This window comes from uncultured Litoreibacter sp. (assembly GCF_947501785.1).
GTDB lineage: Bacteria > Pseudomonadota > Alphaproteobacteria > Rhodobacterales > Rhodobacteraceae > Litoreibacter.
The window spans coordinates 3,693,579-3,708,765 of the sequence record NZ_CANMXB010000001.1 but is presented as its reverse complement, the minus strand read 5'-3'; the positions used below and the strand labels follow the sequence as shown (position 1 = coordinate 3,708,765).

Sequence of the window (15,187 nt, the reverse complement as noted above, 5' to 3'; positions counted from 1 at the left end):
CCATGGATTGGCGGGCCTCCGTCGACATCTATTGCGAGCGGATGGACCCCTCCTTCTGGGCCGAGCCGATCAACGCGATCTCCAACGCGGCGTTCCTCATCGCCGCCCTCATTGCGGCCAACACCGCCCGCACGCACCGCGTCACCAACAAAGCCATTTGGCTGCTGATTATCTTGGCCGCCTGCATCGGGGTCGGGTCCTTCCTGTTCCACACCGTGGCGGAGGTCTGGTCGGGCTTCGCCGACACTATCCCGATATGGCTTTTCGTTTTGGCCTATGCCGTCACCAGCGCCATCCTCATTGGACAGGTTGGCTGGCTGACCATCGCGCTGGGGTTCGTCGGCTTGGCAGGTTTCGTGGCCCTTCTGACCTATCTGACCGCCGGGCTGGATCTCAACGGGTCGGAACAATACGCCCCCGCCGTCGCCGCGATGCTTCTGTTTTCGGCCATTTCGCTGGCCAAACGCCATGCAATCGCGCCGTGGTTCGTCTCCGCCACCGTTATTTTCGGAATTTCCCTCGCATTTCGCACATTTGACATGAGTGTTTGCGCAAATTGGCCTTACGGCACCCACTTTATGTGGCATATCCTCAACGCAACGATGATCGGGCTGCTGCTACTGGCCCTGATCCGACATACACAAAGGACCACGACCCCATGAGCAACGTAGAATTCAAGGACCGCCTGCTGTCTCTCGGCCTCGCCCGCGTCTCCGAGGCTGCCGCCCTGGCGTCCGCCAATCTCATCGGCCGCGGTGACGAAAAGGCCGCCGACCAAGCGGCTGTGAACGCCATGCGCGAACAGCTCAACATGCTGGATATTGCCGGCGTAGTGGTGATCGGCGAGGGCGAGCGGGACGAGGCCCCGATGCTTTATATCGGCGAGGAGGTCGGCACCGGCGAAGGCCCCGGCGTGGACATCGCGCTGGACCCGCTCGAAGGCACCACGCTGACCGCCAAGGACATGCCCAACGCGCTGACCGTCATCGCCATGGGTCCCCGCGGCTCCATGCTGCACGCGCCTGACGTCTACATGGACAAGCTGGCCATCGGGCCGGGCTACGCCAAGGATGTGGTGACTTTGGAAATGTCCGTCAAAGAACGTGTCGCCGCCTTGGCCAAGGCCAAGAAATGCAAGGCCGAGAACATCACCGTTTGCGTGCTGGAACGCCCGCGGCATGAACAAGTGATCGAAGACCTGCGCTCCACCGGCGCTGCGATCCGGTTGATCACCGATGGCGACGTCGCCGGAGTGATGCACTGCGCCGAAGCCGCGCAGACCGGCATCGACATGTATATGGGCGAAGGCGGCGCGCCCGAAGGCGTGCTGGCTGCCTCCGCATTGAAGTGCATGGGCGGGCAGATGTATGGCCGCCTCCTGTTCCGCAACGACGACGAACGCGGCCGCGCCAAGAAGGCGGGGATCACCGATCTCGACAAGATTTACTCCCGCGACGAGATGGTCACTCAGGATGTGATTTTTGCCGCCACCGGCGTCACTGACGGCTCCATCCTGCACGGGATCAAACGCGAAGTTGGCTTTTACACAACCGAAACCATTTTGATGCGCTCCAAGACCGGATCGGTCCGCCGCATGTCCTACCGCTCCCCGGTCTGATGGCGAAAACGGGGCCAAAAATTTTGTCCCAATTTGGGAAAAGGGGCGTTTGAGTTTGTCCCAAAATGTCCCAAAACCCGCGTTTCTGGGGGTAGAGGCCTCCCTGACGGGCCGCCGCTGGGTCGGCCTGTCCCCTGATCAGGACCGCATGGCCGAAGCCATGTCGCAACAGACAAACCTGCCCCGCCCCATCTGCCAAACCCTGTCACGTTTGGGCGTTCAGGTGGGTGATGCAGAACGGTATCTGGCGCCCACTTTGAAAGAGCTTTTGCCCGACCCATCCGTTCTGAAAAATATGGACAAGGCGGCGGAGCGGATTTTGAAAGCCGCGCAAGCCTCTGAAAAGATAGCGATATTTGCAGATTATGACGTGGATGGCGCAACCTCCGCGGCGCTGCTGATCAACTGGCTGCGCGACATGGGACGCCCCGCCACGCTCTATATTCCCGACCGTATCGACGAAGGCTACGGCCCGAACGAGCCCGCCATGCAGGCCTTGGCCGCCGAGCATGATTTGATCATTTGTGTCGACTGCGGCACGCTCAGCCATGACGCTCTCGCCGCTGGCTCTGCTGCCGATATTATCGTTTTAGATCATCACCTTGGCGGAGAAACCCTGCCCCCCGCTCATGCCGTTGTGAATCCCAACCGGCAGGATGAGAATGGCGACCTGGCCCACCTCTGCGCCGCCGGCGTGGTGTTCCTTACCCTCATTGCGCTGAACCGCCTGTTGAAGCAACAAGGGGCTCAAGCCCCTGATCTCATTGCGCTTTTGGATCTGGTGGCACTTGGGACCGTGGCGGATGTCGCACCGTTGATAGGTGTGAACCGCGCCTTGGTCGTGCAGGGCCTCAAGATCATGGGACAACGAAATCGCATTGGAATCAGCACCTTAGCCGATGTCGCCCGCATGGACACCGCGCCCACATCCTACCACTTGGGCTTCCTGCTGGGCCCTCGGATCAACGCAGGCGGTCGCGTGGGCACACCTGACTTGGGCGCTAGACTGTTGTCTACAAACGATAAATCCGAGGCCGAGGCCCTGGCCGAACGGCTTGATGCTTTGAACACGGAACGCCGCGAGATCGAAGAGCAGGTCCGCATCGCGGCCCTCGCCCAAGCCGAAGAACGCGGCTTTGACGCGCCTCTGGTCTGGGCAGCCGGCCAAGGCTGGCACCCCGGCGTCGTTGGCATCGTCGCGTCCCGCCTGAAGGAAGCCACCAACCGCCCCGCGGTCGTGATCGGCTTGGAAGATGGCATCGGCAAAGGGTCCGCACGGTCAGTCACCGGCATCGATTTAGGCGCGCAAATTCAAAGACTTGCGATGGAAGGCCATCTGATCAAGGGCGGCGGCCACAAGATGGCGGCGGGGCTGACGGTGGAGGAAACCAAGCTAGAAACCGCCATGCAACGCCTGTCCGAGTTGATGGACAAACAGGGCGCGGGCGCGCTGGGACCGCGCGACTTGAAGCTGGACGGCCTCATGATGGCGGGCGCCGCAAACGTGCCATTGGTCGAGCAACTCGAAAAAGCTGGCCCCTTCGGCGCAGGCGCCGCCGCCCCCCGCTTCGCATTTCCAGACCAGCAAATCGGTTTCACCAAGGAGGTGGGCCAAGGTCACTTGAAGCTCAGCTTCTCTGACGGGATGGGCGCCAAGATCGACGCCATCAGCTTTGGGGCCGCGGAAAACGGGTTATTGCAAGCACTTACGCAGCATAAGGGGCAGCGCTTCCACCTTGCCGGGCGGGTTGAGATCAACACCTGGCAGGGCCGACAGTCGGTGCAGCTCAGGTTGGAGGATGCCGCGCCCGCAGCGGGCTAAAAATCGTCAAATTGGCACGATTTCTACTTGCGAGTCGCAATCCGCTCCCCTAAATAGCCTCTCACTGCTGATGCTCCCTTCGTCTATCGGTTAGGACGCCAGGTTTTCAACCTGGAAAGAGGGGTTCGATTCCCCTAGGGAGTACCAGCAGTTTATCCCCCCTCATCGCTACACAGAACGCGCCTGCTGAGGGGTCATGCCCGTCCAGCCCTGAAATGCGCGGTAGAAAGAATTCGTCTCCCGGTAGGCCAGCAGATGCGATATCTCGTCAATCGTCAGCTGCGGCATGCGCAGGTAGCCCAGCGCCAAATCGCGGCGCGTGTCCGTCAGAATGCGCTGATATGTAAGGCCATCGGCCTTCAACATACGTTGCAGCGACCGTTTGCTCATGTTCAGCCGATCGCTGGCAACCTCGATGCCCGACAGGCCGGCGGGCAACATCTCGATCAACACCCCCGCGACACGCTCGCGGATGGTCTGCCCGCCATAAATCGCCTCTAGGCGCGCGCGGAAGCTCGGTTCCAGCCAGCCCCATTTCTCGGCGTTGTTGGACAGCAATGGCAGTGCCGCATCCTCGTGCGAAATCAGCAATGTGACATAGGGCATTTGCTGCGGCGCGAAGCCGAAATACGCCGCCACGCTGGGCTGCGCCAGCTCCGGCCCGTCAAACCCAACCTGCAGGGGCACCACATGGACGCCAGTGCAGGCGCGGATCAGCTCGGTGATAAAGATCGGGTGCAAGGCCTGAAAATCCATTGGCATCGGGTGGGACGGGTCCGCGGAATAGAGATTGAACCGAATGCCGGCGGGGGTGGCTTCAACGGTCGCGCGGGTCGGGCATAGAAGAGGTTTGAAGACAGCCAGTCGTTCCAATCCCGTGCGCACATCCGGGCTGAGCGCAAACGCCGCCGTTTCCGAGTTATGCGGCACCCCTGACGACATGCAGCCGACAAACATCGAAAAGTCATCCCGCCCCGATTCAACAACCACCGCGGACCAAAAGGCAAAATATTCGCGGGGCGTCACACCGCGGGCTTCCTTGTCGAGGTTGGCCGGCAAACCCGCGCGGGCCATTACGGCCTCCTTGCGGACGCCGGCGATGTCGCAAAGCTGCTGGGCGGAGTGGGCGACGTGGTATCTTTGCATGATCAGGCCTTTTCGACGGGCAGCGATGAGTTACCCTTTAGTCATATGTCGCAGCTGGCTCTCAACAAAAGGGCTTGGCGCGATTTGATAGCGAGTTGACGCGAAGTGATAGTTCATTTGCGTAATGTCCCGCGTTACCCTTCCTAAAACGCCATATGCAGGAGCCTGACCCATGCAGCTGACCATCAACGGCACATCCCACGACATAGAGATAGAGCCTGACACCCCGCTTTTGTGGGTGCTGCGTGACGAAATAGGACTAACCGGCACCAAATACGGCTGCGGCATCGCGCAATGCGGGGCCTGCACGGTGCATGTTGACGGCGAAGCGCGGCGGTCCTGCCAGGTACAGGTTGGCGACCTGGAAGGCGCAGAGGTGACCACCATCGAAGGCGTCGGCACACCTGAAAAACTGTCCCTCGTCCAACAAGCCTGGGTCGACCATCAGGTCGCGCAATGCGGCTATTGCCAATCGGGTCAGGTGATGCAGGCCACTGCCTTGTTGGAATTGAACGACAGCCCGACGGACGAGGACATTGACCGCGTCATGTCCGGCAACCTGTGCCGCTGCGGGACATACCCGCGCATTCGCGCGGCGATACATGATGCTGCAGCCAAGATAAAAGGAGCCTGAGCATGGGACGCGCCAGAACAATTGCCCGCCGTACCTTCCTGATCGGCTCCGCCGCGATTGCGGGGGGCGTGGCCTTCGGGATCTACAAAGTCAGAACCCCGCATGACAACCCGCTGGCCGAGGGTCTTGGCAAGGGGGAGGCCACGTTCAATCCGTTCGTCAAGATCACGCCGGAGAAGATCACGCTGATCACCCCGCATGCCGATATTGGCCAGGGTGTTGTGCATATGCAGGCCGCGTTGATCGCGGAAGAATTGGACGTGGAATTCGGCCAGTTTGAGACAGATTTCGGCGCACCTGCGCCCGCCTATTGGAACACCGCCTTGTCGGCGGAGGCGGTGCCGTTTGCCTCTTTTGACGAAAGCTTTGGTGCGCGCACCATGCGTGGCATGGTGGGAAGCGTAACCAAATTGTTGGGTGTTATGGGAACCGGCGGGTCCAGTTCCGCGCCCGATCAATACGAAAAACTACGTGCCGCAGGCGCCGTCGCGCGGGAGACGCTGAAGCTGGCGGCCTCCCAGCAATCGGGCGTCGCGGTCGGTGAATTGAAGACCGCAAATGGGGCGGTACAACTGCCAGACGGGACCTCGTTGGCCTATACCGAGTTGGCGGAGGCCGCATCTGGTTTGGACCCCGTCTCCGACGTCACTTTGCGTGACCCCAGCACATGGCGTCTGATCGGCAAGCCCATGGCGCGCAAGGATATTCCGGCGAAGACCACCGGCACGCAAATCTACGGGATCGACCTGAAACTGGACGGCATGGTCTACGCCTCAACCCGCGTCAGCCCGCGTCGCGGCGCGATGAATGGCTATGAGGAGAACGGCGCGGATACCATGCCCGGCGTGAGCTCCATTCTGCCGGTCACAGGCGGGGTGGCGGTTGTGGCCAACAGCACTTGGCGGGCGATGAACGCGGCAAATCAGATTGAATTTGACTGGGCGGACGCCCCCTACCCGGCGGAGCAAGACGCCCATTGGGAAGAGGTCGCCGCCAGCTTCACTGAGGAACGTCTGGACAAGGAATGGCGTGCCGATGGCGATGTGGATGCAGCGATGGACGGTGCCGAGGTGATCAGTTCCGAGTACCGCGCCGGCTACGTCGCGCACCAACCGCTTGAGCCGTTGAACGCCATTGTGCGCGCCGATAAAAACGGCGCTGAGGTTTGGACCGGCCACCAATTGCCTCGCTTCTTGCAGCAGAAAGTGGCGGCGATTGTGGGCTGCGAACCTGACGACGTGATCTATCACAACCAGTATTCCGGCGGCAGTTTCGGCCACCGGCTGGAATGGGACAATGTCACCCAAGCCACGGAGATCGCGGTGCAAATGCGCGGCACGCCGGTGAAGCTGACCCTTTCCCGCGAAGAGGATTTCGCGACGGATTACCCCCGCCAGATTGGCATGAGCCGATCCAAAGGGACCGTGAAAGACGGCAAGGTGGACAGCTGGAGCTTGGACATCGCCACTGTCTCCGCCGCGCGGTCCATGTCAGGGCGCTTGGGTGTGCCCGTTCCCGGGCCGGACACACAAATCGCCGCAGGCGCTTGGGCCATGGCTTACGGCATCCCGAACCTGCGAGTGCGCGCCTATGCGGTGCCGGAATTGGCACCGACGAGCTCGTGGCGCTCCGTCGGCGCGTCCACCGCCGGATTCTTTGCAGAGAGCTTTCTGGACGAACTGATCCACGCAGCAGGTGCAGACCCGCTCGAGGAACGTTTGCGCCTGTGCAACAACGAAGTGCATCGCAAAGTGCTGGAAGCGGTTGCCGACATGTCTGGCTGGGGAACCCCGATGGGGGACAACCAAGGTCGCGGCGTCGCGCTGGTGGAAAGCTTCGGCGTGCCGGTGGCGCAAGTGATCGAAGTCACCAACACCGACGCGGGCATCAAGATTGACCGGGTTTACGTCGCCGCCGACGTGGGCCGCGTGATTGACCCCGTCAATTTTGAGAACCTCGTGCAAGGCGGGGTCGTTTGGGCGCTGGGCCACGCCATAAACTCGGAAATCACCTATTCCGACGGCATGGCGGAGCAAACCAACTACCATGCCTCCGAAGGGATGCGAATGCATCAGGCTCCCGAAATCATCGTAAAGGGTCTCGAAAACGCGGAGAAAATTCGCGGGATTGGCGAACCGCCTGTCCCTGCGGCCCCGCCCGCCCTGGCCAACGCGATTTTCGCCGCCACCGGTCAGCGCATCCGCGAGATGCCTTTCAACAAGCACATTGATTTTGTCTGAGGTGGGATGCATGAAACGTATATTGCTTGCCGCGGCCTTGATGGCCACGCCGCCGGTTGCCGCCGAAACCGTCGAGATCATCCCGCTGGAAGAAGGCTCGGTCACCACCGAGCAAGGGCTGGAGCATTGGGCACGGATCTACGAAGTGACATCCCACCCACGCTGTTCGAACTGCCATGTTGGCGACAGCAACGTTCCAATGTGGTCGGGGCCGTCCTACGGAAAGCCCCGCCCTCACGGAATGAATATCAATGCCGGCGAAAGCCGGATCGGGGCGGAATTCCTGCAATGCAGCACCTGCCACCTGAACGCCAACAGCCCCCTGCCGCATGGCGCACCCGGGGTTGAGATGGCATGGCAACTGGCCCCGGTCGAAGCAGAATGGTTCGGCAAATCATCCAGCCACATTTGCAACCAGCTGAAAGACCCCGACCGCAATGGTGGGCGAACCTACCTCGATATCGCGTCGCATCTGGACCATGACCTGATCCTGCATTGGGCGTGGGCCCCGGGACAGGGTCGCGAACCGGCCCCCTATTCGCTGCAGGAGCATGTCAACGACGTGCTGGCCTGGGGTGCTGCGGGGATGCCATGCCCGTCTTAGCCGGTGCTCATGGCGAGAACACGGCTGATCTCGGTCAGGGAGCGGCCTGACTGGTCCATCCATGTGTTGAACGCCTCTTGCACCGCGTTCATCGCCTTTTTCGAGGTCGGCGCTTTGTCAATCACCCCCTCGGCTTCCAAACGGCCCACCACGTCGCGTGACAGGATATAGCTGTCGCGCTCCATGAAGCGCAGGAAGTACTGGCCCGTCGAACCGCCCAGCCGGTTGCCATCCTTCTTGAGCATTGCCAACAGGCCTGCAAAATCCTCGGACGGCCATTCAGCGAGGGCCTTTGCGCCGGACCCGTGTGTCCGCGCCAGACTGCTGAGGAAGGCTGCATTGTCGCGCACCGACATGATCTTGGCGGGGTAGCGCACGATGGATGTGTCCGTAACAAGCTTGTCGAACCATTCGTCATCCATCAAAGCGCACGTCCCGATGTCAAAGCCCTTGAACGCGGCCTCAAACCCCGGCCACATGGCGTCGACCACCTTCCAGTTGAACCCCGCTTGGAACACCGAGCGCGTCATTTGCGCCAGCCAGCGGTCGTCGGGAATTGCGGCGAGCGCGGCAGACGATTTGGGCGGCGACAGCTTTGCCTCCAACGCGTCGGCGCCACCGTGGCGATCAGCCGAGATAGCGAAAATTTCGTCGAATGAGCGCATCGGACCTCCTAGGGCGTTTTCTCACCGGCGGTGACGGATGCGGGCAGAGTATTCTCAGGCGGCGATAGCGGGCAAACAAAATCGGGGGTCCACGCGCAAGATGGCGTGTAGGCGAAGTTGAAATCAAGGATCAGGCGACCGGATTTCCCCAAGCCAAGGTCCGAGCCCTTGATCGCGTCCACGATGTAGCGCCCCCCGCCATAGGTTTGCCCACCCGTTGTTGCATCCTTGAACGGGATGAACAGCCCGCCTCCGTAGCCTTCGATCCAGTAGACCGTCAGTTCCCCACCAAGTGCGTTGTCCAACCCCCGGGTGAGCGAGACGGGCCGCGCCACCATCACCCCGTCCCCGGCCAGATCGAACCTGACCGGTTCCCCACTCAGTGCTTCGAGATGAACCTCAAACCGGAATGCCGGGTCATAGCTATACATCCCTATGCCGTCGAATGCCGGCCTGTCCTTGTCTGGCACTGGCGACATGGGGTGGGCCGCGTATAGCCGCGAGCGCTCATCGCGCCAATGCCGCCACCCATCAACAGGGTCGCGGGTGGCGCGCACCTCAGCATAGAGGTCGTTGATACGCCGCCGCCAATCCGCAAGCGCATAGGCGGCGGGGCCGTCATAGGTTGAAAACATTTGGTTTATGCCGCCACCTGGACCTCGATGCCACGTTCCACGTAATCCGCGTTCCCGGCCAACAGGGCGTCCTGCATTTTTCGCAGTTGCGGCTTCATCAAGGGCACCATCAGCTGGCCCAGCACGCCGAATTTCGGCGTAAAATCTATCGTCATCGTGACATCAGTTTTCTGGCCGCGGGTTTTGAAGTCAAAGCTGGCCACAGCCTTCTTCAGCGGCATGGAACTCTCGTAGATGTCAATGACCAGCTTCTGGTGTGGGCGGTACTCTATGACCTTTTCGCGAACATAGTTTTTCCCATCGGCCATGTCGCATTGGCGCATCGCACCAAGTCCTGAAACCTGCGAGCTGTTGATCAAATGAGACCCTTTGAGGTTTGGATTAAATCTGGCAATCGCGCCGAAATCATCCCAACTTGACCAAACTTGGTCGATCGGAGCGTTGACAGTACGGGTAAGGGAGACTGTGGCCATGCTTGAGTTCCTTGCGGCTAACTGGGTGGCTATTCGCCAACAACGCTACCGGATCGGATTTTGTCCGAATATGGGATATTACGATCCACAATGGATCAGATTCGATCCACCCATTCAAAGAGCAACCAGGCTAAACCGTAGACAATGGCACCGAAATTGAACTGGGATCAGCTGCGGGTTTTCCTAGCGGCGACGCGCGCGGGCAGCCTTCGTGGCGCGTCCGACCAGCTTGGCGTGAACCATGCAACAGTGAACCGCGCAATCCAGGGCATGGAGCAATCGCTGGGCACCCGCGTATTTGACCGCTCAGCCGGAGGACTGACGCTCACCCAACCTGGCGAACTGCTCGTTCCTCACGCCGAAGAGATTGAACGCCAGACGCTTAACATTGAGCGAAAGATAAGCGGGTTGGACACGACCCCATCCGGCACTTTGCGGGTATCGGTTCCCCCCTCCTTTGCGCAAGCATTTATGGGGCAAATCCTCGCCGGGTTCACCGCAGAGTTTCCCGACATTAACATCGAGATTATCTCTACCAACGCGATTTCCGATATCAACCGACACGAAACGGATGTCTCAATCCGCGTCGCATACGAGGTTGAGGACGATGTCGTCGGACGGCGACTGCTGCAGTATTCGGTCGCGGCCTTTGCCAGCCAGGTCTATTTGGACCGCCACCCGGAGCTGACCGTTGGCGACGGTACCGGCGCGCATTTTGTCGGCTGGGGCGGGAACAGCGACTGGGTTAAGGAAACCCCGTTTCCCAACGCCAAGACCCGCCATGTCATGCCTGAGATCTTCATGCAGGCCGAAGCGGCCGCCAACGGCCTTGGAATGGCCTGGTGCCCGGGACTGTTGCTCGACCCTGACCCCCGACTTGTGCGGGTGCCCAACGCCCCGGCGCAGCCCAGCCGATCGATTTGGGTGTTGCTTCACGGGGATTTGCGAAAGACAGCCCGGGTGCGGGCCTTCGTCGACTACATATGCGACTACATCCTCGCCCGCAAAGCTCAGTTCAGCCGCTAGAAATCCGTTTCCACCCCGCCTTCAGCCTTTCGGCGGTTGACGAAATCCGTCAGCTCCTCACGGATGGCCGCATCCATTGGAGGGGCCTCGAATTCGGCCATGATGCCTTTGTACATCTTATGCGCCCGCTCGGCGGTCCATGTGGCGCCGTTCAGGTCCCAGGCCTCGTAGTTCGACCAATCGGAAATCAGCGGGCTGTAGAACGCGGTCTCGTAGCGTTCCTGTGTGTGCTGGCAGCCGAAGTAATGCCCGTCGGGACCGACCTCCTTGATGGCGTCGATGGCGATGTCATCTGGGGTGGTGGCGTAGGTGGCGGGCTCCATGTAGCGCTGGATTTGCTGCAGCACGTCGCAGTCCATGATGAACTTCTCGGGGCTCGCTATGAGCCCACCCTCCAGCCAACCGGCCGCGTGGTAGACCACGTTGGTACCCGATTGCACCGCCGCCCAAAGCGAATTGGATGTTTCCCACATGGCTTGCCCGTCTGGCACGTTGGCCGCGCAGACACCCGACGACCGGATTGGCAGCCCGTAATACCGGCCCATCTGCCCCGTCATCTGCGTGGCGCGCATATATTCCGGCGTCCCGAACGCGGGCGCGCCGGTTTTCATGTCGACATTGGAGGTGAATGTGCCAATCGCACAAGGCGCGCCGGGGTTGACGACCTGCAGCAAAACGATGGCGGCCAGTCCTTCGGCAAGGCTCAGCGTCACCGCACCTGACATGGTCACAGGGGCCATGGCCCCGGCCAATGTGAACGGCGTCACAATCACCGGCTGCATGCGGCGCGCGTGGATCATCGCGCCTTCGAGCATCGGGAAATCGTGTTTCAGCGGCGAGACCGAGTTGATGTTGGTGTACATGTAGGGCTGGCTGTCGAACTGCTCGCGCGAAATTCCGGCGGCGATGCGGGTCATCTCCATCACGTCCTCAACGCGGCCACGGCCCAGCGAATAGGCGTGCACGGCCTTGTCCGTCAGCGTCAGCTTCTCGAACAGGCAGTCCAGGTGGCGCACGCCTGCGTGGATGTCGGTGGGTTCCACCGGGTAGCCGCCCGCGAAATGGATGCAGTTGAAGAACTGGGTCAGCTTGATGAAGTCTTTATACATCTCGAAGTTGCCGGATTCCTTGCCGCGTTCCAGCGTCCACGAATTTGGCGGCGACGACACGTTGCCGAACAGCATGTGCTGTCCGCCCATGGTGATGGCGCGGTCGGGATTGCGGGGGGTGATGGTGAACTCAGACGGCGCGTGGCCGACCATCTCCATCACGAAGTCCTCGTCCATTTTGACGTTGGTGCCGTCGACTTTGCAGCCGGCTTTCTTCAGGATGTCGCAGGCTTCGGGATTGAGGAATTCGATCCCGATCTCCGACAGGATGCGCATGCAGCCTTTGTGGATCGCCTCGACGCCCTCACCGTCCAGCGGCTCTGTCGGTTTGTCGCGATTGATGGGCGGGTTCCAAGCCATTTGCGGGGGCAACAGCGACGTCGTGCGCCGCGCGTTGCCTGCGCGCCCGCCGCTGCGGGTCCTGCGTGGTGCATCTTTGGCCATGGGTGAACGCCCTCCGGTATCGGTCAGGGGTTCAGGTTACAGACCTATGGACCCCACACTCGGCACTTTCCGACGTGTGAGGTCGTTTTCTTGCGTTGCGTGCGTCTAGGCGGTTGTCGGGTTAAAGGTCAGAGCCTGCGAATTGATGCAATGCGTGATATTGCCCTTGATAAAGACAAGATGGCCCTGGTGGCTGCCACACCGGCGGCAATGCACTTCGATCAGCAACTCGGAGCCGTCGCTCATCTGGCCGCCATATTCGGCGGGCTTGCCGTCAATATTGGTCATCACCGCGTCGGGTTGGGAGTGGTAAAAGAACACCCACCCCTTATCGAGCACCACCTTATGCTGTGAGTTGTAAAGATGCAGGTCGCAGCCCTTGCAGCTATAGGTGCCTTCACGCGTTTCTTCCCACATGGTCCCGGTTTTGGGCTTTTCGGTGAAGCCTTCGCGCATGATGACGAATTCTTCATCCGTCAGCATCGACAGCCACTCGTCCTCGGTCCGTTGAACCTCGTACGCGAAATCGGAGTTGGTGCCGGGGGCCACGCGTGCATGCGCGGCGGAACCGAGTGTCAGCGCGGCTGCGCCTGAGCTGGCGAAAAAGGACCGGCGGGTGAGGAAATTGGACAGTTTGGAGGTCATGGGCGTCTCTCTCTTTTTGGGGGGAGCGCGCGCTTGGGTGAGCGCAAATTCTGTAGAGACCAAGCGGGCCGCTCCGGCCGGGGCCCGCTTGCTTGTTTTGATCGCAGGGCCGCTTTCGCGACCCCAGCACAATTACTTGTTCTTGACGATTTCAGCAGCCATTTCAGCCGCGCTGTTGCCGTCACCGAACAGGATTTGCTTTTCGATGATCTTTTGGCGGCTGGTTGTATCAGCCTGGAAGAATGCTTCACGCTCGGCCGCGCTCATGTTGCCCAAGGCCAGGCGAATGCGGGCAGCGGTGACATCACCCATGGATGTTTCGCGTACGATTGTTTCAGCCGCGGATGCGTTGCTCATTGCAAACAGCTCGGCAGCAGAGGTCTCAGCGAAAGCGGGTGCCGAAATGGCGAGAGTCGCCGCGGCGGTCATGAGGATAGTTTTCATAGTAGTCTTCTCCGTATGGTATGTGAGAGATATTGATTGGAATTATGCAGTTAGCTAAGCGGACGTTCCTATTCGGCCCCCAAGGCACGGTGCAGTTCCAGACGATTTGAGGGTACCTTTTGCCCCGTTTTTCAATAGGGCCGAAAAATTCGCATTTCTTGCCGTTCGTACAAATCAAGACACAATTTATTGATCTCACAGCAGCGTTTCTATGTTGTGATCCAGCTTAGACCTACGCCTTGGGCATGACTGATGTGATCCTAGACCTTCTCAACATGATGCGTGTGCGCAGCACCGCATATATCGGCAAAAACCTGTCCTCCCCATGGGGCGTGCATATCGACGAACACCCCAATCTTGCGCGCTTCCATATCGTTGTCGCGGGGCATACCTGGGTCGACCTGCCCGGCGGCGGCAGCCCTGAAAAACTGAACGTCGGGGACATTGCAATTTTCCCCAACGGAAAAGCGCATAGCTACTTTGATGAAATTGGTCGGGAGACCAAGACCGGCTCTTTCCCCACCGGGGCGGAAAACTCCTACTTTCACCCGCTGGTGCATGACAGCTCGGACACCCACCTGCTGTGCGGGTATTTCGAGATGTCCAACGGGACACCCCCGGCCATAACCGCAAGCCTTCCCGATATGCTGATCGGGCGGGCCAGCGATACCGCGCTGTCCAAGAAGTTCTCCATGTTGGTGGGCCTCATCAGCGCAGAGCTGTCGGAGTTCTCCGAGCAGTCTTTGGTCGTGTTGAACCGCATGACCGAGATGCTGTGCATCTACACCATTCAGGACTGGATGGACCGCACCATGGACGAGGACGACCACATGATGGCCCTCGCCGACCCCAAAACCAAGCTGGTGTTGGACGCGATCCACAACGACCCGACCCGCCATTGGAGCGTCAACAACCTGGCGCAGCTTTATGGTCAGTCGCGCACCGCATTTGCCGCTCGGTTCAAGCAGGCAACCGGCATGAGCCCGATGAATTACGTCCGCCGCTGGCGCATCAACCTGTCTTGCCGCATGCTGGAAGACAATTCACTGTCGATAGACGAGATCGCCTTCAAGTCGGGCTACGCCGACACAAACGCGTTCAACCGCGCCTTCAAGCGGGAGATCGGGTCATCGCCCGGGGCCTACAAAAGATTGGCGCGCGTCTAACGCGGCGCGGCTACGTCCACCAACGTGGCCGGTCGTGCCGCGCCAACCAGCCGCCGATGCTAAAGTGATCGCGCCGGATCAGCAGCACCAGGGCGATGAACGCCGCCAGCACCGCCAGATCAATCACCGGGTTGCGGTTGATGGGGAAGCCCTTGTCGTTGATGGCGAACGGGTCAAGGAACCGCTCCCACCGGCGCAGCACCGTGAACAGGTGCATCACGCCAAGCGCACCGTAGGAAAAGAGACGAAACACCCCCAGCACCGCACAGGCGCAAAGCGCGATTTGCAGCGCGCCCATGCCGTAGACCTGCAGTGTCGACACGTCGACCTTGTCAAAATGGCGCGCCAATTGCTGGTACTGGCCGGGCGTCAGTATCTTGTGGATCGCCCACAGGAAGATGAACCACGCGAGCCCGAGGCGCAGGATCAGCAGCGCCAACCCGTCCAGCTTGTCCTGCGGCGATAGGTCGGTTTGCGGCGCCATATTTGAAGTTTCCCGTCCAGTACGAGCCAAGT

Annotated in this window: 16 protein-coding genes and 1 tRNA gene; 9 read left to right on the top strand and 8 right to left on the bottom strand. The window is 60.5% G+C overall.

Annotated elements, in window-relative coordinates:
- Nucleotides 1-2 precede the first annotated feature (2 nt).
- From Q0899_RS18500 to Q0899_RS18485, 4 genes are all read left to right on the top strand, one after another.
- Nucleotides 3-662, top strand: coding sequence for a ceramidase domain-containing protein (locus tag Q0899_RS18500; RefSeq protein ID WP_299194892.1), 660 nt, complete (start codon nucleotides 3-5; stop codon nucleotides 660-662).
- Nucleotides 659-1,618: a class II fructose-bisphosphatase gene (glpX, locus tag Q0899_RS18495; protein WP_298299039.1), complete on the top strand. Its 960-nt coding sequence runs from the start codon at nucleotides 659-661 to the stop codon at nucleotides 1,616-1,618. Before Q0899_RS18500 ends, glpX begins: the two co-directional genes overlap by 4 nt.
- Nucleotides 1,619-1,673: 55 nt before the next feature.
- Entirely contained in the window at nucleotides 1,674-3,440 is a 1,767-nt protein-coding gene (gene recJ, locus Q0899_RS18490) for a single-stranded-DNA-specific exonuclease RecJ (protein WP_299194888.1), read from the top strand.
- A gap of 72 nt (nucleotides 3,441-3,512) precedes the next feature.
- Nucleotides 3,513-3,587, top strand: a tRNA-Glu gene (locus tag Q0899_RS18485).
- Between the two features lie 21 nt (nucleotides 3,588-3,608).
- Here the strand turns inward: Q0899_RS18485 and Q0899_RS18480 are convergent.
- Nucleotides 3,609-4,586 carry an AraC family transcriptional regulator gene (locus tag Q0899_RS18480; protein WP_299194886.1) on the bottom strand — a complete coding sequence of 326 codons (978 nt, stop codon included), beginning with the start codon at nucleotides 4,584-4,586 and terminating at the stop codon, nucleotides 3,609-3,611.
- Between the two features lie 172 nt (nucleotides 4,587-4,758).
- Here Q0899_RS18480 and Q0899_RS18475 point away from each other — a divergent pair, with 172 nt between their 5' ends.
- Genes Q0899_RS18475 through Q0899_RS18465 form a run of 3 tightly spaced genes read left to right on the top strand, consistent with a single transcriptional unit; the run spans nucleotide 4,759 to nucleotide 8,064 of the window.
- Nucleotides 4,759-5,220 (top strand): (2Fe-2S)-binding protein, encoded by a 462-nt coding sequence (locus tag Q0899_RS18475; protein ID WP_298299028.1) that lies wholly within the window; start codon nucleotides 4,759-4,761, stop codon nucleotides 5,218-5,220.
- Nucleotides 5,221-5,222: 2 nt separating this feature from the next.
- Nucleotides 5,223-7,460, top strand: a complete 2,238-nt coding sequence (locus tag Q0899_RS18470; RefSeq protein WP_299194883.1) for a molybdopterin cofactor-binding domain-containing protein — start codon at nucleotides 5,223-5,225, stop codon at nucleotides 7,458-7,460.
- A gap of 10 nt (nucleotides 7,461-7,470) precedes the next feature.
- Nucleotides 7,471-8,064, top strand: coding sequence for a hypothetical protein (locus Q0899_RS18465; protein WP_298299020.1), 594 nt, complete (start codon nucleotides 7,471-7,473; stop codon nucleotides 8,062-8,064).
- Here the strand turns inward: Q0899_RS18465 and Q0899_RS18460 are convergent.
- The 3 genes from Q0899_RS18460 to Q0899_RS18450 are packed head-to-tail and all read right to left on the bottom strand — an operon-like array spanning nucleotide 8,061 to nucleotide 9,837.
- Complete coding sequence (locus Q0899_RS18460) at nucleotides 8,061-8,729, bottom strand: DNA-3-methyladenine glycosylase I (RefSeq protein WP_299194880.1); 669 nt, start codon at nucleotides 8,727-8,729, stop codon at nucleotides 8,061-8,063. The genes Q0899_RS18465 and Q0899_RS18460 overlap by 4 nt on opposite strands.
- An 8-nt stretch (nucleotides 8,730-8,737) precedes the next feature.
- Complete coding sequence (locus Q0899_RS18455) at nucleotides 8,738-9,364, bottom strand: DUF1684 domain-containing protein (protein ID WP_299194877.1); 627 nt, start codon at nucleotides 9,362-9,364, stop codon at nucleotides 8,738-8,740.
- 5 nt (nucleotides 9,365-9,369) lie between these two features.
- Nucleotides 9,370-9,837, bottom strand: coding sequence for an SRPBCC family protein (locus tag Q0899_RS18450; protein ID WP_299194874.1), 468 nt, complete (start codon nucleotides 9,835-9,837; stop codon nucleotides 9,370-9,372).
- 144 nt (nucleotides 9,838-9,981) lie between these two features.
- Between Q0899_RS18450 and Q0899_RS18445 the strand changes: the two genes are divergently transcribed.
- Nucleotides 9,982-10,863: a LysR family transcriptional regulator gene (locus tag Q0899_RS18445; protein ID WP_298299008.1), complete on the top strand. Its 882-nt coding sequence runs from the start codon at nucleotides 9,982-9,984 to the stop codon at nucleotides 10,861-10,863.
- Here Q0899_RS18445 and Q0899_RS18440 read toward each other — a convergent pair.
- The 3 genes from Q0899_RS18440 to Q0899_RS18430 form a co-directional block, all read right to left on the bottom strand.
- The gene (locus Q0899_RS18440) at nucleotides 10,860-12,416 is read right to left on the bottom strand and encodes a trimethylamine methyltransferase family protein (protein ID WP_299194870.1); all 1,557 of its coding nucleotides are present in this window, start codon (nucleotides 12,414-12,416) and stop codon (nucleotides 10,860-10,862) included. The genes Q0899_RS18445 and Q0899_RS18440 overlap by 4 nt on opposite strands.
- A 105-nt stretch (nucleotides 12,417-12,521) precedes the next feature.
- Nucleotides 12,522-13,061, bottom strand: a complete 540-nt coding sequence (locus tag Q0899_RS18435) for a peptide-methionine (R)-S-oxide reductase (RefSeq protein ID WP_299194867.1) — start codon at nucleotides 13,059-13,061, stop codon at nucleotides 12,522-12,524.
- Nucleotides 13,062-13,193: 132 nt separating this feature from the next.
- Nucleotides 13,194-13,505 (bottom strand): hypothetical protein, encoded by a 312-nt coding sequence (locus Q0899_RS18430; RefSeq protein WP_299194864.1) that lies wholly within the window; start codon nucleotides 13,503-13,505, stop codon nucleotides 13,194-13,196.
- 245 nt (nucleotides 13,506-13,750) lie between these two features.
- Between Q0899_RS18430 and Q0899_RS18425 the strand changes: the two genes are divergently transcribed.
- Nucleotides 13,751-14,671: an AraC family transcriptional regulator gene (locus Q0899_RS18425; protein WP_299194861.1), complete on the top strand. Its 921-nt coding sequence runs from the start codon at nucleotides 13,751-13,753 to the stop codon at nucleotides 14,669-14,671.
- A 10-nt stretch (nucleotides 14,672-14,681) separates the two neighbouring features.
- Here Q0899_RS18425 and Q0899_RS18420 read toward each other — a convergent pair whose 3' ends face one another.
- Nucleotides 14,682-15,155, bottom strand: coding sequence for a hypothetical protein (locus Q0899_RS18420; RefSeq protein WP_299194858.1), 474 nt, complete (start codon nucleotides 15,153-15,155; stop codon nucleotides 14,682-14,684).
- Between the last annotated feature and the right edge of the window lie 32 nt (nucleotides 15,156-15,187).

Coding starts and splice junctions, on each gene's coding strand:
- Q0899_RS18500 (WP_299194892.1), top strand. CDS start 3: ATGGATTGGCGGGCCTCCGTCGACATCTATTGCGAGCGGATGGACCCC.
- glpX (WP_298299039.1), top strand. CDS start 659: ATGAGCAACGTAGAATTCAAGGACCGCCTGCTGTCTCTCGGCCTCGCC.
- Q0899_RS18480 (WP_299194886.1), bottom strand. CDS start 4,586: ATGCAAAGATACCACGTCGCCCACTCCGCCCAGCAGCTTTGCGACATC.
- Q0899_RS18475 (WP_298299028.1), top strand. CDS start 4,759: ATGCAGCTGACCATCAACGGCACATCCCACGACATAGAGATAGAGCCT.
- Q0899_RS18470 (WP_299194883.1), top strand. CDS start 5,223: ATGGGACGCGCCAGAACAATTGCCCGCCGTACCTTCCTGATCGGCTCC.
- Q0899_RS18465 (WP_298299020.1), top strand. CDS start 7,471: ATGAAACGTATATTGCTTGCCGCGGCCTTGATGGCCACGCCGCCGGTT.
- Q0899_RS18460 (WP_299194880.1), bottom strand. CDS start 8,729: ATGCGCTCATTCGACGAAATTTTCGCTATCTCGGCTGATCGCCACGGT.
- Q0899_RS18455 (WP_299194877.1), bottom strand. CDS start 9,364: ATGTTTTCAACCTATGACGGCCCCGCCGCCTATGCGCTTGCGGATTGG.
- Q0899_RS18450 (WP_299194874.1), bottom strand. CDS start 9,837: ATGGCCACAGTCTCCCTTACCCGTACTGTCAACGCTCCGATCGACCAA.
- Q0899_RS18445 (WP_298299008.1), top strand. CDS start 9,982: ATGGCACCGAAATTGAACTGGGATCAGCTGCGGGTTTTCCTAGCGGCG.
- Q0899_RS18440 (WP_299194870.1), bottom strand. CDS start 12,416: ATGGCCAAAGATGCACCACGCAGGACCCGCAGCGGCGGGCGCGCAGGC.
- Q0899_RS18435 (WP_299194867.1), bottom strand. CDS start 13,061: ATGACCTCCAAACTGTCCAATTTCCTCACCCGCCGGTCCTTTTTCGCC.
- Q0899_RS18430 (WP_299194864.1), bottom strand. CDS start 13,505: ATGAAAACTATCCTCATGACCGCCGCGGCGACTCTCGCCATTTCGGCA.
- Q0899_RS18425 (WP_299194861.1), top strand. CDS start 13,751: ATGACTGATGTGATCCTAGACCTTCTCAACATGATGCGTGTGCGCAGC.
- Q0899_RS18420 (WP_299194858.1), bottom strand. CDS start 15,155: ATGGCGCCGCAAACCGACCTATCGCCGCAGGACAAGCTGGACGGGTTG.